Annotated in this window: 23 protein-coding genes and 1 tRNA gene; 17 read left to right on the top strand and 7 right to left on the bottom strand. The window is 66.6% G+C overall.

Annotated features, from left to right (window positions below; translation table 11 throughout):
• Window positions 1-339: 339 nt before the first annotated feature.
• Complete coding sequence (locus tag EV672_RS18985; RefSeq protein WP_243738525.1) at window positions 340-972, bottom strand: PEP-CTERM sorting domain-containing protein; 633 nt, start codon at window positions 970-972, stop codon at window positions 340-342.
• 431 nt (window positions 973-1,403) lie between these two features.
• Here EV672_RS18985 and EV672_RS04660 point away from each other — a divergent pair, with 431 nt between their 5' ends.
• From EV672_RS04660 to EV672_RS04635, 6 genes are all read left to right on the top strand, one after another.
• Window positions 1,404-3,704 carry a hypothetical protein gene (locus EV672_RS04660; protein WP_133606785.1) on the top strand — a complete coding sequence of 767 codons (2,301 nt, stop codon included), beginning with the start codon at window positions 1,404-1,406 and terminating at the stop codon, window positions 3,702-3,704.
• 141 nt (window positions 3,705-3,845) lie between these two features.
• Complete coding sequence (locus EV672_RS04655) at window positions 3,846-4,292, top strand: copper chaperone PCu(A)C domain-containing protein (protein ID WP_166643449.1); 447 nt, start codon at window positions 3,846-3,848, stop codon at window positions 4,290-4,292.
• Between the two features lie 26 nt (window positions 4,293-4,318).
• A complete protein-coding gene (locus EV672_RS04650) occupies window positions 4,319-5,182 on the top strand; it encodes a peptidylprolyl isomerase (RefSeq protein ID WP_133606781.1) in 864 nt (287 codons plus the stop codon).
• The gene (locus EV672_RS04645) at window positions 5,179-6,180 is read left to right on the top strand and encodes a HupE/UreJ family protein (RefSeq protein ID WP_243738524.1); all 1,002 of its coding nucleotides are present in this window, start codon (window positions 5,179-5,181) and stop codon (window positions 6,178-6,180) included. The genes EV672_RS04650 and EV672_RS04645 overlap by 4 nt, the downstream gene beginning before the upstream one ends.
• Window positions 6,181-6,191: 11 nt before the next feature.
• The gene (locus EV672_RS04640; protein WP_133606779.1) at window positions 6,192-6,815 is read left to right on the top strand and encodes a putative 2OG-Fe(II) oxygenase; all 624 of its coding nucleotides are present in this window, start codon (window positions 6,192-6,194) and stop codon (window positions 6,813-6,815) included.
• Between the two features lie 10 nt (window positions 6,816-6,825).
• Entirely contained in the window at window positions 6,826-9,438 is a 2,613-nt protein-coding gene (locus EV672_RS04635) for a fused MFS/spermidine synthase (protein WP_243738523.1), read from the top strand.
• Between the two features lie 76 nt (window positions 9,439-9,514).
• Here the strand turns inward: EV672_RS04635 and EV672_RS04630 are convergent, their stop codons facing one another.
• Window positions 9,515-10,714: an amino acid aminotransferase gene (locus EV672_RS04630; protein ID WP_133606777.1), complete on the bottom strand. Its 1,200-nt coding sequence runs from the start codon at window positions 10,712-10,714 to the stop codon at window positions 9,515-9,517.
• 139 nt (window positions 10,715-10,853) lie between these two features.
• Between EV672_RS04630 and uvrB the strand changes: the two genes are divergently transcribed.
• From uvrB to EV672_RS04575, 11 genes are all read left to right on the top strand, one after another.
• A complete protein-coding gene (gene uvrB, locus EV672_RS04625; protein WP_133606775.1) occupies window positions 10,854-13,016 on the top strand; it encodes an excinuclease ABC subunit UvrB in 2,163 nt (720 codons plus the stop codon).
• Between the two features lie 18 nt (window positions 13,017-13,034).
• Window positions 13,035-13,619, top strand: coding sequence for an arsenate reductase/protein-tyrosine-phosphatase family protein (locus EV672_RS04620; RefSeq protein WP_133606773.1), 585 nt, complete (start codon window positions 13,035-13,037; stop codon window positions 13,617-13,619).
• Window positions 13,620-13,825: 206 nt separating this feature from the next.
• Complete coding sequence (gene iscR, locus EV672_RS04615) at window positions 13,826-14,359, top strand: Fe-S cluster assembly transcriptional regulator IscR (RefSeq protein ID WP_133606771.1); 534 nt, start codon at window positions 13,826-13,828, stop codon at window positions 14,357-14,359.
• A gap of 138 nt (window positions 14,360-14,497) precedes the next feature.
• Window positions 14,498-15,718 carry an IscS subfamily cysteine desulfurase gene (locus EV672_RS04610; protein ID WP_133606769.1) on the top strand — a complete coding sequence of 407 codons (1,221 nt, stop codon included), beginning with the start codon at window positions 14,498-14,500 and terminating at the stop codon, window positions 15,716-15,718.
• A gap of 18 nt (window positions 15,719-15,736) precedes the next feature.
• Window positions 15,737-16,123 carry a Fe-S cluster assembly scaffold IscU gene (gene iscU, locus EV672_RS04605; protein ID WP_133606767.1) on the top strand — a complete coding sequence of 129 codons (387 nt, stop codon included), beginning with the start codon at window positions 15,737-15,739 and terminating at the stop codon, window positions 16,121-16,123.
• A gap of 67 nt (window positions 16,124-16,190) precedes the next feature.
• Window positions 16,191-16,514 (top strand): iron-sulfur cluster assembly protein IscA, encoded by a 324-nt coding sequence (iscA, locus tag EV672_RS04600; RefSeq protein ID WP_133607343.1) that lies wholly within the window; start codon window positions 16,191-16,193, stop codon window positions 16,512-16,514.
• Window positions 16,515-16,594: 80 nt separating this feature from the next.
• On the top strand, window positions 16,595-17,119 hold the full coding sequence (gene hscB / locus EV672_RS04595) for a Fe-S protein assembly co-chaperone HscB (RefSeq protein ID WP_133606765.1): 525 nt from the start codon (window positions 16,595-16,597) through the stop codon (window positions 17,117-17,119).
• A 19-nt stretch (window positions 17,120-17,138) separates the two neighbouring features.
• Window positions 17,139-19,007, top strand: a complete 1,869-nt coding sequence (gene hscA, locus EV672_RS04590) for a Fe-S protein assembly chaperone HscA (RefSeq protein WP_133606763.1) — start codon at window positions 17,139-17,141, stop codon at window positions 19,005-19,007.
• Between the two features lie 28 nt (window positions 19,008-19,035).
• Complete coding sequence (fdx, locus tag EV672_RS04585; protein WP_133606761.1) at window positions 19,036-19,374, top strand: ISC system 2Fe-2S type ferredoxin; 339 nt, start codon at window positions 19,036-19,038, stop codon at window positions 19,372-19,374.
• 19 nt (window positions 19,375-19,393) lie between these two features.
• Window positions 19,394-20,119, top strand: a complete 726-nt coding sequence (gene dnaQ, locus EV672_RS04580; protein WP_133606759.1) for a DNA polymerase III subunit epsilon — start codon at window positions 19,394-19,396, stop codon at window positions 20,117-20,119.
• Window positions 20,120-20,208: 89 nt separating this feature from the next.
• A tRNA-Val gene (locus EV672_RS04575) sits at window positions 20,209-20,283 on the top strand.
• Window positions 20,284-20,355: 72 nt separating this feature from the next.
• On the opposite strand, the gene EV672_RS04570 is transcribed toward EV672_RS04575, so the two are convergent.
• From EV672_RS04570 to EV672_RS19210, 5 genes are read right to left on the bottom strand one after another with little or no spacing between them, the layout of a single operon-like run.
• Window positions 20,356-20,844: an MSHA biogenesis protein MshP gene (locus tag EV672_RS04570; protein ID WP_243738522.1), complete on the bottom strand. Its 489-nt coding sequence runs from the start codon at window positions 20,842-20,844 to the stop codon at window positions 20,356-20,358.
• 8 nt (window positions 20,845-20,852) lie between these two features.
• Window positions 20,853-21,746: a prepilin-type N-terminal cleavage/methylation domain-containing protein gene (locus EV672_RS04565; RefSeq protein ID WP_133606755.1), complete on the bottom strand. Its 894-nt coding sequence runs from the start codon at window positions 21,744-21,746 to the stop codon at window positions 20,853-20,855.
• Window positions 21,746-22,198, bottom strand: a complete 453-nt coding sequence (locus EV672_RS04560; RefSeq protein ID WP_133606753.1) for a type IV pilus modification PilV family protein — start codon at window positions 22,196-22,198, stop codon at window positions 21,746-21,748. The genes EV672_RS04565 and EV672_RS04560 overlap by 1 nt, the downstream gene beginning before the upstream one ends.
• Entirely contained in the window at window positions 22,188-22,697 is a 510-nt protein-coding gene (locus EV672_RS18685) for a type II secretion system protein (protein ID WP_166643448.1), read from the bottom strand. The genes EV672_RS04560 and EV672_RS18685 overlap by 11 nt, the downstream gene beginning before the upstream one ends.
• On the bottom strand, window positions 22,694-26,008 hold the full coding sequence (locus EV672_RS19210; protein WP_166643447.1) for a DUF6701 domain-containing protein: 3,315 nt from the start codon (window positions 26,006-26,008) through the stop codon (window positions 22,694-22,696). The genes EV672_RS18685 and EV672_RS19210 overlap by 4 nt, the downstream gene beginning before the upstream one ends.
• Window positions 26,009-26,251: the final 243 nt, after the last annotated feature.

Here is a 26,251-nt window from a genome sequence, read left to right as displayed (position 1 = left end):
GGTTGGGGGGACATGGACTGCAGCGGCAGTGGCCGTGGGCGGCACCTGCGCAATGGGCACGACTATCACTGAGGGCCATGACATCCTTCAGGCGTGCCGAGGGTGCAGGCATGGGCCAAACGGCGGGTGTTTGGCTGAATCTGACTGACGCATCGGTGTGGCTGGGCGCAGCGCGGCGGAGCTTTCCTCATCCTGAAACGCACCCCCCTTGATCTAGGGGGGGTGGCTGTGTGACTCGGACTTCGTCGCGCGCAGCAAAAAGCCCCCGTCGCTTGCGCGAAGAGGGCCTTCGGTGCGTACCGATGGAGGTCACCCAGAGGTGACCCCGTCAAGGCTGGATCAGGCCTGGCGACGGCGGGCGGCGAAACCGACCACGCCCAGGGCAGCGGCCAGCAGGGCCAGCGAGGTGGGCTCGGGCACGGCGGTGATGTTGTCGATGGCGACGAAGGCGCCAGGAGCGGCAAACTCAGACAGGCCGGTCAATGCGAAAGACTGTGCCTGGCCGTTGAAGTTGAAGGTGGTGTTGGTCCACACGTCGGCTTCCAGGGTGGAGCCGTTGCCAGCCAGGGTGTAGGAGCCCAGGAAGGTGCCGGTGCCGTTCAGGCCGGAGTAGGCGCTGATGGTCACGTCGCTGATGGCGGTGTAGTCGAACGACAGCTTGTAGTCCACGGCGCTGGCCACGTTCATGTAGGACGCCGTGTTGACGGTGCCGTCCAGCTGCACGAAGGCCACGCCCGAGCCCAGGTTGGCGGCGGGGGTGTAGTAGTTGCCGCCGGCCAGGGCGCCGAGGCCGTCGCCGTTGACCAGGGTCAGCACGTTGGTGAAGCTCACGCCTTGGGCGGCGTAGGCGTTGTCAACCGAGGTGTAGATGTCACCCAGGTTGTTGAAGTCGATGACGAAAGCCGACGTGGCAGACGAGACGGCAGGCACAACGGCCAGGGCCAGCAGGGACAGGGCAGAAGACAGTTTCATTGGAAACTCCAGGAAAGGGTGTTTGTTGCTTGGGCAGGGCGGCAGCAGACAACAAGATCCGAAGGAGTCTAGGCAGGGATGGCGACAAACATGTGACCAAACGCACATGCGCGGTGGTGGGCACCCAGTGGCGCGGGCGTCATGCCATGCGGCACATGCTGTCGCATTGTGGAATTTCTCGGTCGATCCGCATGGTTCGCTGGGCGAGTGTGGTGCGGATGTGGCGCGGATGTCGTGTTGTGGCGGTCTCAGGATAGGCACATCACCTCGTCACGGACCAGTCACTGTCGCTCATTAACCTCATGTTGCATCCCTTGGTGCGGCCGGGATGGGTCTGAACCCCGTTCGGTGCCCGAGGCGCACGTGCTTCGTTTGGCGGCAGGCACTCGACGACCTTTCAAAAGACTCACACCCACAAACTGGAGCAGTCCATGCAATTTTTCAGCAAGCACCAGATCGCGCTGGCCGCGATCTCCTTCCTGGGCGCCGCCTCGGCCGTGGCCCCGACGGCCTCGGTGGCCGCCACCAAGGTCCCTGGTCAGTACGTCGCTGGCGACTTCCACAACCACACGACCTGCTCGGATGGCGCCATCTCGATGCAGAAGCTGATCAAGAAGTCCACCGGCAAGGACAACGGCGAGTGGGGCCTGGACTGGTTCGTGCAAGCCGGTCACGGCGGCACCGGCAGCCGCAACTGCACCCTGGCCGAAGACGCTTCGCTGGCCACCCCGGCCTACCCCCTGGTGACCGATGCCACGACCGGCGCGATCAAGGGCCCCACCACCACCTGGGAAAACTCTGGCGTGACCCTCAAGGGCAACGTCAGCGGCACCTCGCCCAGCCGCAACATGTGGCGCTGGCAGTCCATCAAGGAAGTGCAGTACCCCATCACCGAATATCTGGCAGCCCTGAAGAACACGCCGGTGTTCATGGGCCTGGAGTCCGTGGTGGCGGGTCACGAGCACTCGTCCATGGCCGTCATCACGGGCCAGTTGCCCACTTCGCTGGACAGCGTTGTGCTGCCCACCACCCCCGGCTACACCCCCCAGGGCAACGCCACCGCGCTGGCCCAGTGGAGCTATTGCTTCGACCGTGGTGACTCCGACACCAGCCGCGGCGCTGAGAACCAGTGGTCCTGCGAAGTCACCGGCAGCGACTATTCCGACACCACCAAGTTCAACTGGAACACCACCGCCATGAAGCTGATCCCCACCGGCAGCGGTGTGGGCAGCGGTGTGGGCACCAAGGGTCACCTGAAGACCGTGGAATCCCTGAAGTGGATGCAGGAAAAGCACGCTGGCGGCAGCTACTACGTGCCGGCCCACCTGGAGCGTGCCGGTCCTTTCAACCCGGACAGCAACAACGGCTTCAACGTCGAGCACCTGCGCAACTTCAACAACGCAGCACCTGACATCGCTTTCGGCATGGAGACCCAGCCGGGTCACGGCGCTTCGGCCGAGCGCGGTGAGTACCGCCAGCTGCGCAACAGCTTCGTCGGCAGCGCCACGCGGGTGGACTCTGTCGGTGGTTCGACCTACGGCGGCACCGGTGTGTACGGTGCCCAGGTGGGTGGCGTGTGGGATGCCCTGCTGGGCGAAGGTCGCAACTGGTGGTTCTTCGCCAGCTCCGACTGGCACAACCGTGGCCAGTTCGGCCCCGATGACCGCCGCTCGACCCAGGACTTCTACCCCGGCGAGTACCAGCGCAACTACACCCTGGTGCGCAATGGCTCCGACAAGCTGCGTCCGCAAGCCATCGTTGACGGTCTGCGCACCGGCAACAACTGGGCGTCGTCGGGTCAGATCATCGACCGCCTGGCTTTCATCGCCTGTGCGTCCTACGCTGGCCGTGGTGCTCGCACCGCTGCTTCCGTGGAAGCCCTGGCCGTGTCCGCCGCCAATGGCAACACCGACATCAACGTGAGCGGTTGCGCCACGATGGGTGAAAAGCTGGCGGTGAACCCCGGTGCCAACGTCATCGTGTCGATCGTGGTGCGTGACCCGGCCGGTGTCAGCAGCTCGCCTTACTCGTTCCCCAACCCCTCGCTGCTGCAAGTGGGCATCAACCAGCCACTGAACCAGCCAGTGCTGGACCACGTGGACGTGATCCGCGGCATGGTGACGGGTTTCCGTCAGCCCGGCGCTGCTGACTACGCTGGCGAATGGCCGCGCAACACCAACTGGCTGCGCGCCGACGGCACGACCGCCGACCTGTCGGTGGTGCCCGCTGCTGCGAAGAACACGTCGGCTGCCCTGCTGAAGTCGTTCAGCGCTGCCGGCAGCAACGCCTGGACGGCCTTCACGGCTGCCGACGGCACACAGATGCTGAAGATGACCTTCACCGTTCCCGCGGTGCAGGCTTCCCAGTACCTGCGTCTGCGCGGCACCAACCTGCCTGCTTCGGTGCCTTACGAGACCGATGCCAATGGCAACCCGCTGCCTGACTTCTTCACGAACGCCGCCAACACCGCCAACCTGCGCGTGCCTTGCACCACCGTGGGCACCAACGTGCCGACGTCGGCTGTGAGCTGGACCGCTGCCAGCGGCGCCATCGACGGTTGCCCTGCCCACCTGGCAACGGCACCGGCTGCCATCACCACGGCCTCCGGCCCTGTGGCTGTGGGCCAGAAGATGGTGTCCTACGATGTGGCGGCCTGGGCTGATCTGTGGTTCTACAGCAACCCGATCTATGTGCAGGTGAAGGGCTCGACCGTGGTCGCTGGCGTGAAGTGATCTTTCGTCCAGCCTGAGGTTCTGAGCGCTGCCTGCCCTTGGGGCAGCGCCCATGCCTCGACCGCCACAGCCCGCCCCTCTCGGCGGGCTGTGGCAATTCTGATGAAGCCTGGCGCTTCTGTTTCCTTTTGGAGTTTCTGCATGGCTTTCACGATGTCCCGCCGCCATGTCTTGCGTGCCGGATTGGCGTTGGGGGCCACCGTCATGGCACCTGGCGCCCGCGCTTGCGAGTTTTTTGCCTCCAACCTGCGTGTCACGCACCCCTGGACCCGCGTCACGCCGGCCGATGCGCCTTTTGCCGTCGTCTGCATGAAGATTGACCAGGTCACGGCGAGCGACCGCCTCATTGGCGTTGAAACGCCGGTGGCCACCGGCGCACAGATCGGTGGCATCAGCACGCCTCCGGGCTTGAACCTGTTGATCGAGCGTGGCCAGGATTTCACGCTCAACGAAGAAGGCCTGCACCTGCGTTTGCTGGGCCTGACGCAGCCCCTGTTGCTGGGCCGCTCTTACCCGATGCGCCTGGTGTTCGAGAAATCTGGCGTTCTCCACGTGGAACTGAGCGTGGATTACGAGGCCCAAGGCTGAGCCTGTTGCACAAAGAAGTACCTCCCATGTCCCAATCTCCGCTGTCTGCCTCTGTGAACGACACCCGCGCCGCACCTGCATCGACCGCCCGCCCGGGTTGGTTGCGTGAGCCCCTGCTGCATTTCCTTGTGCTGGGCGCCATCTTGTTCGGGGTGGATCACTACCTCGTCACCCGTGTCGATGACCCCCGCACCATCGTGGTGGGTGCGTCCGTTGACGCCGAAGCCAAGCAGCTGTTCAAGGCGTCGCGCGGGCGAGATCCCAATGCCGAAGAGCTCGCGGCCCTGCGCCGCGTCTGGCTGGACAACGAGGTGCTTTACCGCGAGGGCTTGATCCTGCAGATGGACAAGGGCGACAGCGCCATCCGCGAGCGCGTGATCTTCAAAGCCTTGAGCGTTGTCGATGCCAACACGAAGCTGCCACCTGTGACGGACGACGTGCTGCGCCAGTGGTTCGACGCCCGCCGCGCCAAGTACGACGAGCCGCCGCGCTTCGATTTCCAGGAGGCCGTGCTGTCTGGCGACGCCAGCGAGGCAGGCATCCGCGCCTTCGTGGACAAGCTCAACGCAGGCACGCCCGGGGAGGCCGAGGCCGGCCTGCGCGTGTTCAAGGGCCGCCCGCGCAGCAACGTCGAGCAAAGCTACGGCCCGGAATTTGCCAAGGCGCTGGAGGCCGCTGCACCGCAAGCGTGGCTGGCCTTGAAGAGCAAGGACGGCTGGCGCGCGGTGCGCTTGGCGCAGATGACGCCGGCCAAACCTGCGGTGTTCGAGGTGCTGCGCAATGTGGTTCAGCAGGACTGGACCGATGCCACGATGGCCGAGCAGCGCAGCGCTGCTGTGCGCGGCCTGATGGGCAAGTACAAGGTGATCTTCGAAGGTGATGCCAAATGATGGCGCGCCTGCATGCCGTGTTGCGTGTCGCCCTGTCGTCAATGTCGCTGATGTCGTTGATGTCGCTGTGGCTGGGCCTGGGCGCAAGCCTCTGGAGCGTGGAGGCCCGCGCCCATGAAATGAGCATGGCCGAGATGCAGGTCCGCGAGACCTCGCCCGGTGAGTTCTTCTGGCAATGGGGCCCGACGGAAAAGCGCGCCGCCAAAGACGACCTCACGCCCATCTGGCCCGAGAACTGCGTGGCCGACGGCAGCATGCTGCACTGTGGCGAGGACGGCCTGGACGGCGCGATCTCGGTCAAGGGCGTGGGCAAGGCCTACTCGGCCGCGCTCATCAAGATCACCTGGCGCAATGGTGAGTCGCGCGTGTACACGCTGACCGGCAGCCAGCCCTCGGTGCAGATCCACGGGGGCGCCGAGGACCGCCGCGGCATGGGCCAGGTCGCTTCGGCCTACACGGTGCTGGGGGTCGAGCACATCCTGAGCGGCATCGACCACCTGCTGTTCGTCATCAGCCTGCTCTTTCTGGTGGGTTTCAACCGCCGCCTGCTGTGGACGATCACGGCCTTCACCGCCGCGCACAGCCTGACGCTGGCACTCAGTGCGCTGGGCTGGCTGGTGCTGCGTCCGCCGCCGGTGGAGGCGTCCATCGCGCTGTCCATCGTGCTGGTAGCTGGCGAAGCGTTGCACAAGCAGCAAACCCTGGCGCGGCGCTGGCCGGCCTTGGTGGCTTTCCTGTTCGGCCTGGTCCACGGCTTGGGCTTTGCAGGCGCGCTCAAGGAAATCGGCCTGCCCGAGAACCACATGCTGACGGCCTTGCTGACTTTCAACATCGGCGTGGAGGTGGGCCAGTTGTTGACCGTGCTGGCCGCCTGGGCCCTGTGGCGCGTGGCCTCGCGCTGGGCTTGGTTCGCCGCGGCCCGCACGCCGGCGCTCTACGGCATCGGCGCGATCGCATCGTTCTGGGCCTGGTCGCGTGTGGCGGCCATCGTCGCGTGAGTTTGAATGCCATGAACGAAGTCATCCCTCTCTTTCCCACGCCCTTCCTGCGTGCCCCTGGCGCTTTGCCGCGCGCGGTGGTCGATGGCCTGGTGCAGCATTTCAGCGGCCTGGCCCTGCAGAGCAACAATGCCTCGGCGAACCTGTCGCACACGCAGATGCTGCGCCCCAGCGACAGCCCGCTGTTGGTGGAGGCCGCTGCGCTGATCACGCCCAAGCTGGCCGACTTCGGCACGCTGATGTTCGGTGAGCCACTGGGTTGGGCCATCAAGGAGATGTGGGTCAATGTGCTGGACGAGGGCGGACGCCAGGCCATGCACAACCACGCCAACAGTTTCATCTCCGGGGTGGTGTACCTCACGCCCACGCACCCTTCGTCGCGCACGGTCTTCATGAAGTCGCCGGGGGGGCACGATTTTTCCTTCAAGAACGACCATGCCGGCGTGGTCACGGGCGCCTTCAACGCCGAGAAGTGGATCAGCCCGCAGCCCGAGCCTGGCGACCTGGTGCTGTTCCCCAGCTACCTGATGCACGCTGTGCCGCCCAACGAGGGCGCGCGCCGCATCACCCTGGCGTTCAACGCCATCCCGGCGCGGCTGGAATCCTGGGGCTACGCTGTGAACTTCAGTGGCTGAGTCGGTGTCCGTGGTCGAGACCGCTCGGCACCGCGCTGCCCTGCTGCTGATGGTGGCCTCCGGTTTTGCCGGCTTGGGCTACCAGGTGGTGTGGACGCAGCAATGCGCCTTGTGGCTGGGCCACGAGTCGGCATCTGTGCTGGCCGTGGTGGCCGCGTTTTTCGGTGGCATCGCCCTCGGCGCCTTGTGGCTGGGGCCACGCATCGAGCGCAGCGAGCGGCCGGTGCGCTGGTACGCCATCTGTGAAGGGGCGATTGCCTTGTGGGGGCTGGCGCTGCTGGTGCTGATGTCGCCAGCGAGTGATTGGCTGCTCGTGCGCATGGGTGCGCAGCCGGCGCCGTTGTGGCAGTGGGCGTTGGCGTTTTGCGGCACCTTCTTGTTGCTGCTGCCTGCCACGGTGGCCATGGGCGCGACCTTGCCGGCCATGGAGCGGGTGATGTCGGGCGCGGGTGCCCGGTCGATCGCCGCCTTTTACGCGGCCAACACCTCGGGCGCCGTGCTGGGTGTGTTGGGCACGGCCTTCTGGCTGGTGCCACAGTTGGGGCTGGCCCACACCGCGGCGGTGTGCGTGGCGCTCAATCTGCTGTGTGGGTTGGCGGCACTGGTGGTTTTCCCCGCGCGCAGCCCTGTGGCAGCCGATCGGGCTGACGTCCCCGGTGCTCCGATTGCGTCGGGTGCGACTGCGCATCCAGGCCGCGCCATGCTCTGGCGCCTGGCCCTCACCGGCCTGCTGGGCATTGGCTACGAGGTGCTGGTGGTGCGCGTGCTCAGCCAGGTGGCCGAGGACACGGTTTACACCTTCGCCATGCTGCTGGCCGTGTACCTCGTGGGCACGGCCCTGGGGGCGGCCGCTCACGCGCGCTGGCGTCACCGGGTGAGCGACGCGCAAGCCCTGAGCGACAGGCTGCTGTCCTGGCTGGCCATGGCTTGCTTGCTGGGCACGGCCAGCCTGTGGGCGTCCGAGTCGCTGCAGGTGTGGTTGCGCGCCGCATGGGGCGGCGGCATGGGCGCGGCCGTGGCCGCAGAGGGTGTCATCGCTCTGGCGGCTTTCGGCTTGCCCACCTTCGCGATGGGCGCACTGTTCAGCCACCTCAGCGCATGCGCCAGTGCCCAGGGCGTGGGCTTTGGCCGCTCCTTGGGCGTCAACACGCTGGGCGCGGCGGCTGCGGCCCCGCTGTTCGGCGTGCTGCTGACGCCTGTGCTCGGCCCGAAGTGGGTGCTGGTGTTGATCGCGCTGGGCTACCTGGCCCTCACCGCGCGGCGCGCCTGGCGGACGTCCTGGGTGTGGGCGCCGGCCCTCACGGCCATCGCCCTGGCGGTGTGGACCCCGCCGCTGGCTTTCGTCGATGTGCCGGAAGGCGGGAACATCGTGGCTTACCGCGACGGCATCATGGCCGCGGTCAGTGTGGTGGAGGACGCCGATGGCGTGGCGCGCTTGCGCATCAACAACCGGCAGCAAGAGGGCAGCTCGGCCACCCTGCTGGTGGACGGTCGCCAGGCCCTGTTGCCCTTGCTGCTGCACCCCGCGCCACACAAGGCCTTGTTCCTGGGCCTGGGCACGGGGGTGACCTCCGGTGCCGCCGCCGAAGACCCCAGCCTGCAGGTGGACACGGTCGAGCTGCTGCCCGAGGTCATCGACGCGGCACAGCACTTCTGGCGCGTGTTCGACCGCGCTGGCCCCAACCCGCGCCAGACCATCCTGGCGGCCGATGCCCGCCGTTTCGTGCGCGCCACGGTCCGACGCTACGACGTCATCGTCTCGGACAACTTCCAGCCCGCGCGCAGTGGCTCCGGTGCGCTCTACACGGTCGAGCACTTCCGTGCCGTCAAGGCCCGCCTGGCGCCCGACGGCCTGTTCTGCCAGTGGCTGCCGCTGCACCAGCTGGACATCGCCACGCTGCGCAGCATCGTGCAGTCCTTCCTGATCGCCTACCCGAAGGGCGTGGCCGTCCTGGTCAGCAACAGCCTGGAGACCCCCGTGGTCGGCCTGTTGGGCCACCCCGATGAGGCCCAGGACGCCGGACGGTTCGATCCGACCCGCTTGCGCCAGCGCCTGTCTGCCAACGGCTTCCCACGCTCCCCCGCGGCCTTTGGCATCACCGACGAATTCGCGCTGCTGGGCAATGTGATTGCCGGGCCCGAGGCACTCCGGCGCTTCGCCGCCGATGCGCCTGCCAACACCGATGACCTGCCGGTCGTGGCCTATGCCGCCCCGCGCATCACCTATGCGCCCGACACGGCGCCGCGCGATCGCCTGGCTGTGCTGATGCGGTCGGTGTCGGTGGCGCCTGCAGAGGTGCTGGCTGCCCAGACCGATCCGGCCTGGGCCCGGCGCATGGCGGCCTACTGGCAGGCACGCCAGCGCTTCATCGAGGTGGGGCAGGGCGTGCGCCCGTCGGGCGATGTGCAGGACATGCTCGCCCAGGTGCGCGAGCCGCTGCTGTCGGTGCTGCGCCTCAGTCCCGATTTCCGCCCGGCCTACGAGCCCCTGGTGGGCATGGCCGCCGCCCTGGCGCGCCTGGACGTGGACGCCGCACGCGCTTTGCTGACCGAGCTCAACCGCATCCAGCCGGCATGGCCGGAGGCCGGTCAGGTGCTGCAGCGCATCTCGGCCCCGCACTGAGCAGCCCATGAAAAAAGGCCCCTTGCGGAGCCTTTCGGGTGCGTGGGCACAGGCCCTGTTCAGGCCTGCACTGGCATCACATCACGGCCTTGATGGCCGCAGCCACGCCCTGGATGTTGCCGCTGTTCAGCGCGGCCACGCAGATGCGGCCGGAGTCCACGCCGTACACGCCGAACTCGGCGCGCAGGCGCTGCATTTGCGCTGCGTTCAGGCCGGAGTAGCTGAACATGCCCTTCTGGCGGGTGATGTAGCTCAGGTCGCCCTGCACGCCGGCTGCGCTCAGTTCCTTGACCAGCGCCGTGCGCATCAGCTTGATGCGGTCGCGCATCTCGGCCAGCTCGTCTTCCCACATCTTGCGCAGCTCGGGGCTGTTCAGGACGGTGGCGACCACCTGGGCGCCGTGCGTCGGCGGGTTGGAGTAGTTGGTGCGGATGACGCGCTTGAGCTGGCTCAGCACGCGGCCCGATTCCTCGGCCGATTCGCTCACGATGCTCAGGGCGCCGACGCGCTCGCCGTACAGCGAGAAGCTCTTGGAGAAGCTGGTCGACACGAAGAAGCTCAGGCCCGACTCCAGGAACTTGATGACGACCTGGCCGTCCTCAGCAATGCCGTTGCCGAAGCCCTGGTAGGCCATGTCCAGGAAGGGCACCAGGCCGCCGGCCTGGATCACGGCGATGACTTCGTCCCACTGGGCGTCGGTCAGGTCGTAGCCGGTCGGGTTGTGGCAGCAGGCGTGCAGCAGCACGATGGTGCCGGCCTTGGAGGACTTCAGCTTGGCGATCAGGCCGTCGAAGTGGATGCCACGGTTGGCGGCGTCGTAGTACGGGTACACGTCCACGGGGAAGCCGGCCGATTCGAACAGGGCGCGGTGGTTTTCCCAGCTCGGGTCCGAGATCAGGACCTGCGCATCGGGGTTCAGGCGCTTGAGGAAGTCGGCGCCCAGCTTCAGGCCGCCGGTGCCGCCGATGGCCTGGGCCGTGGCGATGCGACCGGCCTTGACCGCGGGGTGCTCGGCACCGAAGACCAGGCCTCGCACGGCCTTGTCATAGGCCACGATGCCGTCGATGGGCAGGTAGCCGCGGGCCTTGGGGGCCTCGGACATCTGCTTTTCAGCGGCGGCCACGCACTTCAGCAGCGGCAGCTTGCCCTGGTCGTCGGTGTAGACGCCCACGCCGAGGTTGACCTTCTTGGGGTTGGGATCGGCGTTGAACTGTTCGTTGAGGCCCAGGATGGGGTCGCGGGGGGCCATTTCAACGGAAGCGAACAATGAAGCCATTCGAGCGGTCTCCGGTCGGTTGAGATAAGCTGAAAGATTCGCCGCCCAGCTTGGGCCCGCTCATGTCAAACGGGTGCCAAGCGGCCAGCTTCCAGTGCCCGGTAGGGGCAAACCCATTATTTTAGCCAAAGCGCCCCGGATGTCAGATCCCATTTCCCTTGAGGGGGTCAAGTTGCCCTCAGCCAACCGTTCAGGCGTCACGGAAGCCGGCGCGGGCGAGCCCGTGCCCGACGGGGAGTTCGTGCGCTTCGAGAACTCGCCCTTCGAGCTGTACCAGCCCTACCCACCGGCGGGCGACCAGCCGACCGCCATCGCCCAGCTCTGCGAGGGCATCGAAGACGGCCTGAGCTACCAGACCCTGCTGGGTGTGACCGGCTCGGGCAAGACCTTCACCATGGCCAACGTCATCGCCCGCGAAGGCCGTCCGGCCATCGTCTTCGCGCCCAACAAGACGCTGGCAGCGCAGCTCTACGCCGAGTTCCGCGAGTTCTTCCCGCACAACGCCGTCGAGTACTTCGTCAGCTACTACGACTACTACCAGCCCGAAGCCTACGTCCCGCAGCGCGACCTGTTCATCGAGAAGGACAGCGCCATCAACGAGGCCATCGAGCAGATGCGGCTGAGCACCACCAAGAGCCTGCTGGAGCGCCGCGATGTCGTCATCGTGGCCACCGTCTCGGCCATCTACGGCATCGGCAAGCCCGAGGACTACATGCAGATGGTCCTGATCGCGCGGGTGGGCGACAAGCTCGGCCAGCGCGACGTCATCGCCCAGCTCATCCGCATGCAGTACAAGCGCAACGACATGGAGTTCGGGCGTGGCACCTTCCGCGTGCGCGGCGACACCATCGACGTCTTCCCGGCCGAACACTCCGAACTGGCCGTGCGCCTCGAACTCTTCGACGACGAGATCGACAGCATCCAACTCTTCGACCCGCTCACCGGCCGCATCCGCCAGAAGATCCCGCGCTTCACCATCTACCCCTCCAGCCATTACGTGACCCCGCGCGAGCGCGTGCTGGTGGCCATCGAGGGCATCAAGGAAGAGCTCAACCAGCGCGTCAAGCAGCTGGTGGGCGATGGCAAATTGGTCGAGGCGCAGCGCCTGGAGCAGCGCACCCGCTTTGACCTCGAAATGTTGCAGGAAGTCGGCCACTGCAAGGGCATCGAGAACTACACCCGCCACCTCTCCGGCGCCAACCCCGGGGACCCGCCGCCCACGCTGGTGGACTACATGCCGCCCGATGCGCTGATGTTCCTCGATGAGAGCCACGTCATGATCGGCCAGCTCGGCGGCATGTACAACGGCGACCGCGCCCGCAAGACCACGCTGGTGGAATACGGCTTCCGCCTGCCTTCGGCACTCGACAACCGCCCGCTGAAGTTCGAAGAGTTCGAGGGCAAGATGCGCCAGGTCGTGTTCGTCACGGCCACGCCCGCGGCCTACGAGCAGCAGCACAGCGGCCAGATCGTCGAGCAGGTGGTGCGCCCCACCGGTCTGCTGGACCCGATCGTCGAGGTGCGCCCAGCCACCCACCAGGTGGACGACGTGCTGCAGGAAATCCACATCCGCGTGCAGAAAAGCGAACGCGTGCTCATCACCACGCTGACCAAGCGCATGGCCGAGCAGCTCACCGACTACCTGACGGAAAACGGCGTCAAGGTGCGCTACCTGCACTCCGACATCGACACCGTGGAGCGCGTGGAAATCTTGCGCGACCTGCGCCTGGGCGTGTTCGATGTGCTGGTGGGCATCAACCTGCTGCGCGAGGGCCTGGACATCCCCGAGGTGTCCCTCGTGGCCATCCTCGATGCCGACAAGGAAGGCTTCCTGCGCAGCGAGCGCAGCCTGATCCAGACCATCGGGCGGACGGCGCGCAACCAGAACGGTCGCGCCATCCTGTACGCCGACAAAATCACCGAGTCCATGCGCAAGGCCATGGGCGAAACCGAGCGCCGCCGCACCAAGCAGATCGCGCACAACGAGGCCAACGGCATCACGCCCAAGACCATCAACAAGCGGGTCAAGGAGCTGATCGATGGCGTGATGTCGAACGCCGCCAAGGACGACCTCAAGGCCGCCGAGGCGCTGGTCAAGTCCATGGAGGGCACCGAGGCCCTGTCCGAGCGCGACCTGGGCAAGCGCATCAAGCAGCTGGAAAAAGACATGCTGGAGGCCGCCCGCGCCCTGGAATTCGAGAAAGCCGCACGCTTGCGCGACCAGTTGGCCCTGCTCAAGGAGCAGGTGTTCGGGGCCACGGGACACGACCGCATCGTGCCCATCCAGGCCGCGCGCCAGTGAGTTGAAGCGATGTCCGGCATGCTGTCTCGCCTGATCGGCAAGTCCCTGGGAGGCAACACCTCCACCGATGCCGCGCCCACACCGCCCGAGGCGCGCCTGCGCGTCCTCATGGTCTGCATGGGCAACATTTGCCGCAGCCCGACGGCCGAGGCCGTTTTGCGCCACCGCTTGAGCGCAGCCGGCCTGGCCGATGTGGTGGCCGTGGATTCGGCCGGCACCCACGCCTACCACCTGGACAGCCCCCCCGATGCGCGCTCCAGCCAGGCCGGGGCCCAGCGCGGCTACGAACTGGCCCACCTGCGCGCCCGCAAGGTGCAGGCGCAGGACTACGCCCACTTCGACCTGCTGCTCGCCATGGACTGGGACAACCTGGCCCTTCTGGAGGAAAATTGCCCCAGCGACCTGCGCCCGCGCCTGCGCCGCCTGACCGAGTTCATCCCCCACAGCCACCCGCTGGCCGGCGCGCCCGTGGTGCCCGACCCCTACTACGGCGGGCCGTCCGGCTTCGAGCATGTGCTCGACCTGGTCGAGGCCGCTTGCGATGGCCTGGTGACGCACCTGCAGATGCGGCTGGCGCACATGGACCGCAGCCAGGGCGATTGAGGGCAACGATGGATGCTGTCCATCGGGTGCATCGGGAATGACTTCGGGAAACCCCTGGCCTTAAGTTGACTGAATCAGTCGGAATCTCTATGATTGACTGAAATGCTCGGGAATTGACCCGAACCGGTCCAACCGACCGGTTGTCGGTCCACATTCTGGAAAACCCTCCGAACCGGAGGGCCCCGAGTCCTCTTGAGGAGAGTGCCATGCGACTGACCACCAAAGGCCGTTTCGCCGTCACCGCGATGATCGATTTGGCCCTGCGCGAGCACACTGGCCCGGTGGCGCTGGCCGCCATCAGCCAACGCCAGCAGATCTCGCTGTCCTACCTGGAGCAGCTGTTCGGCAAGCTGCGCCGCCACGAACTCGTGGAGAGCACACGCGGGCCGGGCGGTGGCTACTCCCTGGGGCGCAAGGCCGAAGACATCACCGTGGCCGACATCATCGTGGCCGTCGATGAGCCCATCGACGCCACCGGCTGCGGCGGCAAGGAAAACTGCATGGGCGACGAAGGCGGCCGCTGCATGACGCACGACCTCTGGACCGCGCTCAACAACAAGATGATCGAGTACCTCGATTCGATCTCCCTGCGCAAATTGGTCGAAGACCAGCTGGCCAAGGGCGTCTCCATCGAGGCGCAGCCGATCAAACGCGCCATCTCGACCACCCCGGTGGTCAAGCCCATCAAGGTCACCGCACCCAACTCGGTGTTCGCCCTCGGGGCAGCCCTGACGAAGTGAGGGTGAAGCGCTTGGCTTTGCCGCAGGGCGGCGCCAAGCGCGATAATTGAAGGTTTCCCGCTTGGCGGGTTCGCGATTGTGCGATGCCGCCATCCCGCGGTGTGGCCATGTGCGCCAAAACAAAGAAGAGTCCCCACCATGGACATGACCCCGCATTTCCCGATCTACATGGACTACGGCGCGACCAACCCGTGCGACCCGCGCGTGGTGGACGCCATGATCCCCTGGCTGCGCGAGCACTTCGGCAACCCGGCATCGCGCACCCACGCCTACGGCTGGGAAGCAGAGGCCGCGGTCGAGAAGGCCCGCGTGCAGGTGGCCGATCTCATCGGCGCGGACCCCCGCGAAATCGTCTGGACCTCGGGCGCCACCGAATCGAACAACCTGGCGCTCAAGGGCGCGGCGCACTTCTACCAGTCGCGCGGCAAGCACATCATCACGGTCAAGACCGAGCACAAGGCCGTGCTGGACACCGTGCGTGAGCTGGAGCGCCAAGGCTTCGAGGCCACCTACCTCGACGTGCAGGAAGACGGCTTGCTGGACCTGGAGGCGCTGAAGGCCGCCATCCGCCCGGACACCATCCTGATCTCGGTCATGTTCGTGAACAACGAGATCGGCGTCATCCAGGACATCGCCACCATCGGCGCGCTGTGCCGCGAGAAGGGCATCGTCTTCCACGTGGACGCGGCCCAGGCCACGGGCAAGGTCGCCATCGACCTGAACACGCTGCCGGTGGACCTGATGAGCCTGGCTTCGCACAAGACCTACGGCCCCAAGGGCATCGGTGCGCTGTACGTGCGCCGCAAGCCGCGCATCCGCATCGAAGCGCAGATGCACGGCGGCGGCCACGAGCGTGGCATGCGCTCGGGCACCTTGCCCACGCACCAGATCGTCGGCATGGGCGAGGCCTTCCGCATCGCTCGCGAAGAGATGGTCAGCGAGAACGAGCGCATCCGTGCGCTGCAACAGCGCCTCTTCAAGGGCCTGCAGGACATCGAGCAGATTTTCGTCAACGGCGACATCGAGCGCCGCGTGCCGCACAACCTGAACATCTCCTTCAATTACGTCGAAGGCGAGTCGCTGATCATGGGCATCAAGGGCATCGCGGTGTCTTCGGGCTCGGCCTGCACCTCGGCCAGCCTGGAGCCCAGCTACGTGCTGCGCGCCCTGGGCCGTTCGGACGAGCTGGCGCACAGCTCGCTGCGCATGACCATCGGTCGCTTCACCACCGAAGAAGAGATCGACTTCGTCGTCGCCACCCTGAAGGACCGCGTGGCCAAGCTGCGCGAGCTGTCCCCCCTGTGGGACATGTACAAGGATGGCATCGACATCAGCACCATCCAATGGTCGGCACACTGAGAAGTTTGGAGTTACACCATGGCATACAGCGACAAGGTCATTGACCACTACGAACACCCCCGCAACGTTGGCTCCTTCGAGAAGGGCGACGAGACGGTGGGCACCGGCATGGTGGGTGCACCCGCCTGCGGCGACGTGATGAAGCTGCAGATCAAGGTCAACCCGAGCACCGGCGTGATCGAAGACGCGCGTTTCAAGACCTACGGCTGCGGCTCGGCGATCGCTTCCAGCTCGCTGGTGACCGAGTGGGTCCGCGGCAAGACCCTGGACGAGGCGCTGGACATCAAGAACACCCAGATCGCCGAAGAGCTGGCCTTGCCCCCGGTCAAGATCCACTGCTCCATCCTGGCCGAAGATGCCATCAAGGCAGCCGTCAACGACTACAAGGCCAAGCATGCAAACTGACACCGCATCCTGCACCGCCGGCCCGGGTACCGGGCCGCTGCCCGACATCGCCCAGGTCACGGCGGGCATGCGCGTGTCCCTGACCGAGGCCGCCGCCCGCCACATCACCCGCTACCTGAGCCGCCGCGGCAAGGGCGTGGGCGTGCGCCTGGGCGTCAAGACCACGGGCTGCTCCGGCCTGGCCTACAAGATCGAGTTTGCCGACGAGGCCGCGCCCGAAGACGTGGTCTTCGAGCAGCAAGGCGTGAAGATCCTGGTGGACCCGAAAAGCTTGCCTTACATCGACGGCACCGAGTTGGACTTCGTGCGCGAAGGCCTGAACGAAGGCTTCAGGTTCAACAACCCCAACGAGCGCGACCGCTGCGGTTGCGGGGAATCCTTCCGCATCTGAGGCGGTGGCCCCCAGGGGCCATGCCCTTGCGTCAGACGAAGCCCCGCCCCCCTGGTGGGGTTTCGCACTTTGACCGATCCATGAACATCGACGCCGACGACTTCACCCTGCTGGGCCTGCCCCGCGCTTTCGCGCTGGAGCGCAGCCAACTGGACGCCGCCTGGAAGACCTTGCAGGCCAAGGTGCACCCGGACCGCTTCGCCGCCGAAGGCGCTGCCGCGCAGCGTGTGGCCATGCAATGGGCCGTGCGCGTGAACGAGGCCCACCAGCGCCTGAAAGACCCGCTGCGGCGCGCCGGCTACCTCTGCGAGCTGGGCGGGGTGCCCGTTCAGTCCGAGAACAACACCGCCATGCCCGGCGACTTCCTCATGCAGCAGATGCAGTGGCGCGAAGCCCTGGAAGACGCCGACAGCTTGGCCGAGGTCGAGGTCCTGGCCGAAGAGGTGGGCGCGCAACGCCAGGCTCGCCTCACGCGGCTGGGTGAACTTCTGGACGTGCAGGCCGCTCTGGCACCCGCTGCCCAGGAGGTGCGGGCCCTGATGTTCATCGACCGCCTGCTGGAAGAAATCGACACCCGTCTGCAACGCTACGAAGACGCGCCCTGAGGCGCGCCCACCACACCCCATGGCCCTGCTGCAAATCTCCGAACCCGGGCAATCGCCCGACCCCCACCAGCGCCGCATCGCGGTGGGCATCGACCTGGGCACCACGCATTCGTTGGTGGCGGCAGTGCGCAACGGCGCCGCCGAGTGCCTGCCCGATGCGCAGGGCCGCGTCATCCTGCCCTCGGCCGTGCGCTATTCGCTCGACGCGCAGGGCCGCACGCGCCGTGCCATCGGCTTCGAGGCCCTGGCCGCGCAGGCCGAAGACCCGCTGAACACCGTGGTGTCGGTCAAGCGATTCATGGGCCGCCGCCTGGCCGATCTGCCGGACGCGGGCAAGCTGCCCTACCAGTTCGTGGACCAGCCCGGCATGGTGTCGGTGAAGACGGTGGCGGGCGAGAAGTCGCCGGTCGAGGTCTCTGCCGAGATCCTGGCCAGCCTGCGCCAGCGCGCCGAAGACACCTTCAACGACGACCTGTTCGGCGCCGTCATCACGGTGCCCGCGTATTTCGACGACGCCCAGCGCCAGGCCACGAAAGACGCGGCCCAGATGGCCGGCCTGAACGTGCTGCGCCTGCTCAATGAGCCCACCGCCGCGGCCATCGCCTATGGCCTGGACAATGGCGCCGAGGGCCTTTACGCCATCTACGACCTGGGTGGCGGCACCTTCGACATCTCGCTGCTGCAGCTCAGCCGCGGCGTGTTCGAGGTGGTGGCCACCGGCGGCGACTCGGCCCTGGGCGGCGACGACCTCGACCATGTGCTGGCCGAAGCCGCCATGGTGGAAGCCGGCCTGCAGGCCGTGACGCCCCAGGACAAGCGCACCGTGCTGGTGGCCGCGCGCCGCGCCAAGGAGAAGCTCTCCACCGATGGCAGCGTGCACCTGTCGTGCGCGCTGTCGGGCGGCATGCTGTCGGTCAAGGTCACGCGCGAGCGCCTCAACGAGCTGGCCAAGCCCCTCATCGACAAGACGCTGGCGGCCGTCAAGCGCGTGCTGCGCGACGCCAAGGTCAAGCCCGACGAGGTCAAGGGCGTGGTGATGGTGGGCGGCTCGACCCGCACCCCCGCCGTGCGCGATGCCGTGGGTGGCTTCTTCGGCCAGCCGCCGCTGACCGACCTGAACCCCGACGAGGTGGTGGCCCTGGGCGCGGCCATCCAGGCCAACCAGCTGGCCGGCAACAACGTGCAGGGCGAGTTGCTGCTGCTCGACGTGCTGCCGCTGTCGCTGGGCCTTGAGACCATGGGCGGCCTGGTGGAGCGCATCATCCCGCGCAACACGCCCATCCCCTCGGCCCGCGCGCAAGACTTCACCACCTTCAAGGATGGCCAGACCGCCCTGGCCGTGCACGTGGTGCAGGGCGAGCGCGAACAGGTCGAGCATTGCCGCTCGCTGGCGCGTTTCGAGCTGCGCGGCATCCCGCCGATGGCCGCAGGCGCCGCCCGCATCCGCGTGAGCTTCCAAGTGGACGCCGACGGCTTGCTCAGCGTGTTCGCCAAAGAGCAGATCTCCGGCGTGGAAGCGTCCGTGATCGTCAAGCCCAGCTACGGCCTGAGCGACGATCAGGTGGCCCACATGCTGCGCGAAGGCTTCACCACCGCCGCCGAAGACATGAAGGACCGCGCCCTGCGCGAAGCCCGCGTCGAGGCCGAGCGCATGCTGGAAGCCACGCGCACCGCACTCGCCGCCGATGGCGACCTGCTGAGCGCGGAGCAGCGCACCCACATCGACGCCCTCATGACCCAGATCGGCCAGCGTTGCGACCGTGGCGACCTCGAAGCGCTGGAGGCCGCCACCAAGGCCCTGGCCGAGGGCACCGAAGCCTTTGCCGCCGAACGCATGAACCGCAGCATCCGCCAGGCCCTGGCCGGCCGCTCGCTGGACCAGATCTGACGCACACCGAACCGAGCATCGACCCACCATGCCCATCATCAAGATCCTGCCCCACGCCAGCCTGTGCCCGCAGGGCGCCGAACTGAGCGTCGCGCCTGGCACCAGCATCTGCGAAGCCCTGCTGGACAACCACATCGAGATCGAGCACGCCTGCGACATGAGCGCGGCCTGCACGACCTGCCACGTCGTGGTGCGCGAAGGTTTCCGCAGCCTCAACGAGATCGAAGAGACCGAAGAGGACCTGCTCGACCGCGCCTGGGGCCTGGAGCCCAACTCGCGCCTGAGCTGCCAGGCCATCGTGGCCGGCCAGGACCTCACCATCGAGATCCCGAAGTACACGATCAACCACGCGCGAGAAAACCACTGAGCGTGGCGGGAGTTCCGGCATGACCCGACAGATCTTCCTCGACACCGAAACCACCGGCCTGAGCCCGGAGTCCGGTGACCGCATCATCGAAATCGGTTGTGTGGAAATGGTGAACCGCCGCCTCACCGGCCGGCACCTGCACTTCTACATCAACCCCCAGCGCCCGAGCCACGAGGACGCCGTCAAGATCCACGGCCTGACCGACGAGTTCCTGGCCGACAAGCCGGTGTTCGCTGCGCTGGCCGATGAAATCCTCGACTACTGCCGCGGCGCCGAGATCATCATCCACAACGCGAGCTTCGACATCGGCTTCCTCGATGCCGAACTCAGGCGCCTGGACAAGGGCCGCTTCCGCGAGCACGTGGACGGTGTGCTGGACACCCTGGTGATGGCCCGCGAGATGTTCCCGGGCAAGAGCAACTCGCTGGACGCGCTGTGCCGCCGCCTGGAGGTGGACAACACCCACCGCACGCTGCACGGCGCCTTGATGGACGCCGAGCTGCTGGCCGAGGTGTACATCAACATGACGCGGGGCCAGGACGCCTTGCTGATCGACGCGGACGGCAGCGACGGCGATGGCGCAGGGCAGGGCGTCGATGCGGTTGCCATCGACTTCAGCGCTTTCGAGTTGCCGGTGCTGCAACCCACCCCGCAAGAGGCCGAGGCCTTCGAGAAAGCGTTGCAGGATCTCGACAAAGCCAGTGGTGGCAAGGTTGTTTGGAAAACGATGGAAGCTGTGATATAGTCTTGGTCTTCGCTGATCGCTGCAGGCAACGAATGTGTGCAGCAGATCAGCCGGTGGACACAGTCCCGGAACCCAATTCGATGAGTTTCGGGCGGTTAGCTCAGCGGTAGAGCACTGCCTTCACACGGCAGGGGTCGCAGGTTCGAACCCTGCACCGCCCACCAGGATGAAGCCCCGCGAGTCACTGACTTGCGGGGCTTTTTTCTTGCATGCGCCGGCTTCCTGGCGGTTTCAGATCAGGGCTGCACGTCCACGTCGGTCACGCTGGTGCGGATGCGCCGTTCCACATAGCCCAGGCCGGTGGCCGCATCGTCGTCGGGACACGCCGTGGCGCCGTTGCATGCGACGGCTTCGATCGCGTAGATGCGCACCTGCCTTGGCGCACCGCCTGAGTCGCCCCCTTCCACGTACGGGGTGGCGTTGCCCGAGCAGGTCACCGTCACGAGCATGCCGCTGGTGCTGCGCAAGTCCAGCGTTTGCGTGCTGGACGTGCAGTTGGCCCAGGCACCTCGCAGCGACATGTACAGGCCCCATTCCACGCCGGCTTTGGCGGCCTGTCGTGCACGCGCGGCCTGGATGTCATTGGCGGACGTGATGGCCGTGCCCCAGGACATCCGAACCATGCTGGCTGCCAGGGATGCCAGCATGACCAGGATCACCACGATCATGATCACGCCGAAGCCCGACTGGCGGTGCAGGCCCGCGGCACCTGGTGCGAGGAACACATGGCCGCTCATGGTGCGTTTGCCACGTGTGCGCCCGTGGCCAGGTGTGCGACTTCTCCGGCCCGCGCGAGTTCGATGTCCAGCCAGATGAAGCCGCTTTGCTGCGTGGCGCCATGGTTGGCGTCGTACACGAAGGTGCACGATTTGACGTTGGTGGCGGCGACCGCCGCGCCGGCGACTGAGGGGCAGGCGCTGGGGTAGCCCGGCTGGAAACCACGGGTGAGTCGGTAGAGCGTCCCGCGCCCGTTGCCATTGCCATCCAGCGTGCCGTCCGCGCCGCTGCAAACATAGAACACCGTTGGCTCGCCTGCTGCAATGACCTGGAAGCGGCCATCGGCATAACCCGCAGGGAACTGGGTGGCAGCGATGGTCAGCCTGAGGACGCCCTGCGTGCTGCTCGGGGTGCTGACCCCATTGACCAGCGCGCGGTTGTTGCCGTTGTAAACGTCATCGCCGTTCTGGTTGTTCACAACGACCCAGTCCCCTGCCGATGGCGGCTGACGGACGATGTTCAGCGCATCGAAGACCGATGTGCTGCCGGAAGGGTCCACCCAGGCAGAGCACGTCGCGCTGCTGCCCGATGCGCAGCCGGCCGGGGTGTCGTTGGTGACGTCTGGCCCCATGCGGTATCGGCCACCGCCGATGGTGGGGACCATCTCGAAGCACTGGCTGTTGGGCACGCGCAGCGAATTCGGCACCGAAGATCGCACGTCGGCAATGGCCCGGCGGATCGCCAGGTCCGCTTGATCGGCCAGGTCGGCGCGTTGCTGAACAGCGAAGTAGGAATCGATGGTGGGCCGGATGAAGCCGCCGACCATGACCGCGAGCACCGACAAGATCACCATGGTCACGACCAGTTCGATGACCGTGAACCCCGGGGCTGGACGCAGGCCTTGCAACATCACGGGCCGGCGAAGTTGGTGCGCCAGCCGTTGAGCTGGAGGGTTTCGCTGCCCTTGGTGACGGTCACCGTGATCAGGATGGCCTCGCCCACACCAGCCAGCGTGTTGGCCGCGGCGCTGATGGCCACGCTGTAGCCAGACAGCCCGCTGATTTCTGAGCCTTCGAGGTCGCACACTTTGCCCGATGTCGCGTAGGCGTCGTAGTCCCGCACGTCGTTGAAGGTGTCGCGGGCGCAGGCTGCGGGAGCGTTGTTGGCAGCGACCGCGTAAGGCTTGAGGTGGATCTCGTCCATGAGTTCCTCTGCCAGCACCAGCATCTGCCGGCGGATCACGGGGTCCACGCTGCCGATCACGGCCTGGTTGAAGACGCTGATCACGCCGGCCAGGGCCACCCCGATGATCACGATGGCGACGACCGACTCGACCAGTGTGAAGCCACGCTCACCGTACATGGCCGGTCACCCCGTCGATGGCAATGTCGTCTGCGCCCGTCAGCACCACGCGCCATTGCCCCGTGGCGGTGCCTGCGAAGTCGGTGGTGATGCGGCTGTCGGGCTGGAAGTGAAAGGTGCCCGCGAAGGCCGATCCGCTGACCAGGGTGACGGCGGTTGTGGCCTCACTGTTGTTGGACGAGGCGAACACGGCTTTGCCGTCCGGTGATGCCAAAGGTGCATCGCAGGCGGTTGCGGGGTTGCGCTTGGCCATGGTCAATGTGATCGCGTTCCCGTTGAAGCTCGCGCACACCACCCTGCGGTGCGATGTGGCGATGTTCCTGGCGTGTCGCAGGGCGCTGAGCGCGCCGTCGCGCCACGCCTGGTCGCGCATGCCGATGCCGCCCGTCAGCACTGGCACGGCGGTGGCGGCCAGCGCCGCGACGATCAACAGGGTGACGATCAGCTCGACCATGGTGAAGCCGCGGGCCTGCTGGCGCGCGATGGGTGCCTTGTTCATGGGACCTCGGCGCTGTAGATCAGGCGCTTGAGTTCGGGGGCGTAAACGCCGAACGTCGCCCTCATCGATGGGTCCCTGTTGAACTCCGCCACGCCAGCGCAGCCGTTGCTGCTGCCGAATTTCGCGCGCAACCAGCCCTGGGCCGCGCCGGTGGTGTCGGGGCGAGGCGCTGGCAGACAGCTGGCATCGCTGGCGGCGCTGCCCAGGTTGATGCTGACATCGACCGAGCCCGCAGGCACCCTGGCGGTGTGCGCCGTGGGGGCCTCCAGCGTCAAGGTGCCATTGCCATTCACCATGCTGATGGCTTTGCCGTTGGCGTCGGGGACGACGGCGGTGTGCCAGTCGCTGGTGCTGGCGCCTTTGGCATCGAGGTAGCCGCCCAGGCTGACGGCTGCCAAGGGGACCCGGGTGCAGTTGTCCAGGCTGTTGAGCACCCAGGCTTTGGAGGTCCAGTACTGGGCCTGCACCGGTGCGGTCAACGCCCGCTTTTCGGTGCCGAAGGCGTTGGTGATGCGCAGGCGGCCGCTGCGCAGTTGGACGGTGCCTTCGACTGCACCGAGGCTGCTGACGCCGTCCGCATCGACCGCGCGGATCCCGACCGCGGCCGGCGCGGTCAGTTTCGACGTGAAGGCGAAGACAGGCGATGTCACCGTGGCCACACCCGCGAGGAAGTTGCCTGCAGGCACGGTGGCCGAGCCGGGCGCAAAGCTTCCCAGCGACGCGTTGGTGGTGGCCGACAAGGTCACCTGCTTGGACAAGGCTGGCGTGGTGGCAGCGGTGCCGTTGTAGTTCAGGGTGATGCCATTGCCTGCGTTGCGCGCCGTGATGGTCACGCGGAATGGCTGCTCGCTGTAGGTGATGCTGCCGCATCCCTGCGTCACGCCCACATCGAAATGGTGCGGGACCGATCGCAAAGCCGCACCCGTGCTCCCCGTTGTGCCGGACGCGGACAGGCCGCTGGCCAGGTAGCTGCCGCTGGCCAGCGTCGAGGTGATGTCTCCGCTGCCCACCTCGGTCCAGGCGAGGTCGCTCACCGTGGCCACGCCGTTGACGAAGCTGGTCAGCGCGGCTGTGGCGCCGACGCCCGTGCCGGTGAATGTGCCTGCGCTGGCACCCGCGCCCGTCGGACTGGCCCTCGTCCATGACAGCCGCACCCCCTCCGGGGAGGTCTCACGGCCGAAATTGGGCGTGACATTGCCCTCGGCGTTCACCGCAGAGACGGTCACCGCAAAGGGTGAGCCGGCCCCCACCACGGTGGTTGGCGAGCCCGTGAGCGTGAAGGCTGCAGGCGCCACCACGACGGAACCCGTGCCGGTCATGTTCAGGCCCGAGGCCTGGTCGCTGCCGGCCAAGGACAGGTTGAGCGTCAGTTTGCCGACATCGCTGTAGATCAGGCTGGGGGTGGCGACACCGCTCCCGTTGAACGACAGGCTCAGCAGCTGGCCGGTGCCATCGCAAGCGGCCGAGGCGGCCCCGCTGGTGTTCAGCGCCACCCCATTGACCACGGGAGACCGCTGCCCTGAGGTCGGGTTGCTGTAGCTGCACGCCACCGCAACGGTTTTGACGACGTTGCCGAAAGCTGGCACACAGGCGGTGGATGTGGCGGACTTTTGAACGGCCGCGATGGACAGTGTCTGGCTGGTGCCCGAGGTGTGTGCGGGCACGGCGATGTCGAAGCCGCTGTCGGCCACGGTGAAGGCACACGAGGGGCTGCCGAAATTGCAGGTGCTGCCGCTGCTGGCGGTGGGGGATGCTGTCTGGGCGCCAACGGTGACCTTGCCCGCCGTGACCGGCTGGAAGCTGACGGTGGTGCTGCTGGCGCCGGCCGGGATGTTGAAGCCCGCGCCAGCCGGGAAGTTCACGGTGATGCCGGTGCCGGCAGCCGTCAGGTTGCCGCTGACGCCGCCGGTGTACAAGGTGCTGCAGCCGCTGTCTGCGCATGCCACCAGCGTGACCGTGTTGGGCGCACAGGTCAGGCCCGTGCCTGTGCCGTGCTGGACCGCGATGTGGTCGAAAGACCTGCAACTGGGCGGCACAGGAGACCCCGAGATGCAGGACTTGCCACAGGTGCCCGCCGCGCCGCAACATGCTCCGGCCACCAAGGTCGGGGAGTTGAAGTCCATCGTGGAAGAGCCCGTTGACCGCGCGCATTGCAGGATCCGGGAGTCTGTGCCCGAGGACACGGTGGTTGCTGCCGTGACATTGCCGTTGATCGTCGAGTGGGTCGAGATGTACACATAGCTGCCGGTGGAGGTCACATCTCCGAAGATGGTGGTGTAGTCGTCTATCTTGGCCCAGCTGGCCGCGGTGACGTTGCCGCCCACCGAGTTGCCGTCGTTGATGAAAACGGTGCTGGTTTGAGCCGTGATGGAGCCGCCGACCACGCCGTTGTCGTACATGCTGACGTAGGTCTTGGCCGTCAAGGAGCCCGTGACGCGCGCATCGCTGTGGATGTCGATGTAGGTGCCGCCCGCCAGCAGAGAGCCCGTCACGGAGGTGCCGTGGCCGGTGTCGATGTAGGACGTCCTGGAGGTGATGTCGCCACCGATCGAACTGTGGCTGCCGGTGTCCACATACGTTTGAGCGGTGATGGGGCCGCCCACCGTGGTGTACCCACCCAGGTTGACGTAGGTGCCGTTCGCCGTGATGCTGCCCGTCACGGTGCTGTGGCTGGCCGTGTCAACCTGCAACTGGGTCGAGGTGATGTTGCCCGTGATGTTGGCGTAGTGGCCGGTGAAGACGTAGGACTGCGCGCTCACGTTGCCGTTGATGGTGACGTGGTCGCTGAAGCTGACGTAGGTGTTGAGCGCCGTCACGGGCCCGCCCAGGACGTTGTAGTCCCCGCCCGACACATGGCCGACCCGGCTCTCGCCCAGCACGCGGTTGTAGGAGTTGAGCAGCAGGCCGCCACTGGCGCTGTTGGCGCTGCCCACCGTGGTGTAGTTCGACGATGTCCCACTGGACAGCGTGATGGTGCCCGAGGTGGTGTTGACGCTGCCCGTGACCCGGCTGCCCTGGCCGATGTTGAGGTAGCCCGTGGTGGTGCTGAGGGAGCCGCCGTAGTTCACCGCACCGGAGCTGGCGACATTGCCTGCCGTGATGTTGGCGTTGAAGGTGGCGCCCGTGCTGGCGAACATGGTGCCGGAGACGGTCACCTTCATGTTGGCGGCGGCGCCTGATGCGTTGACCTGCGACCCCTTGATGTCCAGGTTGCCGGTCACGCGCACATCTGCCGAGCCCACCACGTTGACCGTGTCGGCAGCGGCCAGTGTGACCGTGGTGCAGCTGTAGGTGCCGGACCCGGTGCTCACACAAGCGACCGGTAGCGCCCCTGGGAATGTGTACACCGCAGCCCATGCGGGCGAGGCCATGCCCAGAGCCAGCGCAGCCCAGGCCTGCCAGGCAGTCAGGCGGGCGCGCGGTCGTGCAGCGGGCGTCCGCGCCATGCGGCCGCAACTCTGGTTCTTCAATGCAATTTTCGAAGGGAGTCCCATGGTTGCCCAACAACATCAGTCAAGGCATCCGACTGTCACGGAAGCTTACACTTTGCTGTC

Origin of the sequence: Aquabacterium commune (assembly GCF_004362855.1) — a bacterium.
In the GTDB taxonomy this organism is placed as follows: domain Bacteria; phylum Pseudomonadota; class Gammaproteobacteria; order Burkholderiales; family Burkholderiaceae_C; genus Aquabacterium; species Aquabacterium commune.
The sequence above is the reverse complement of the archived record's forward strand: the minus strand, read 5'-3'. Positions and strand labels throughout refer to the sequence as shown.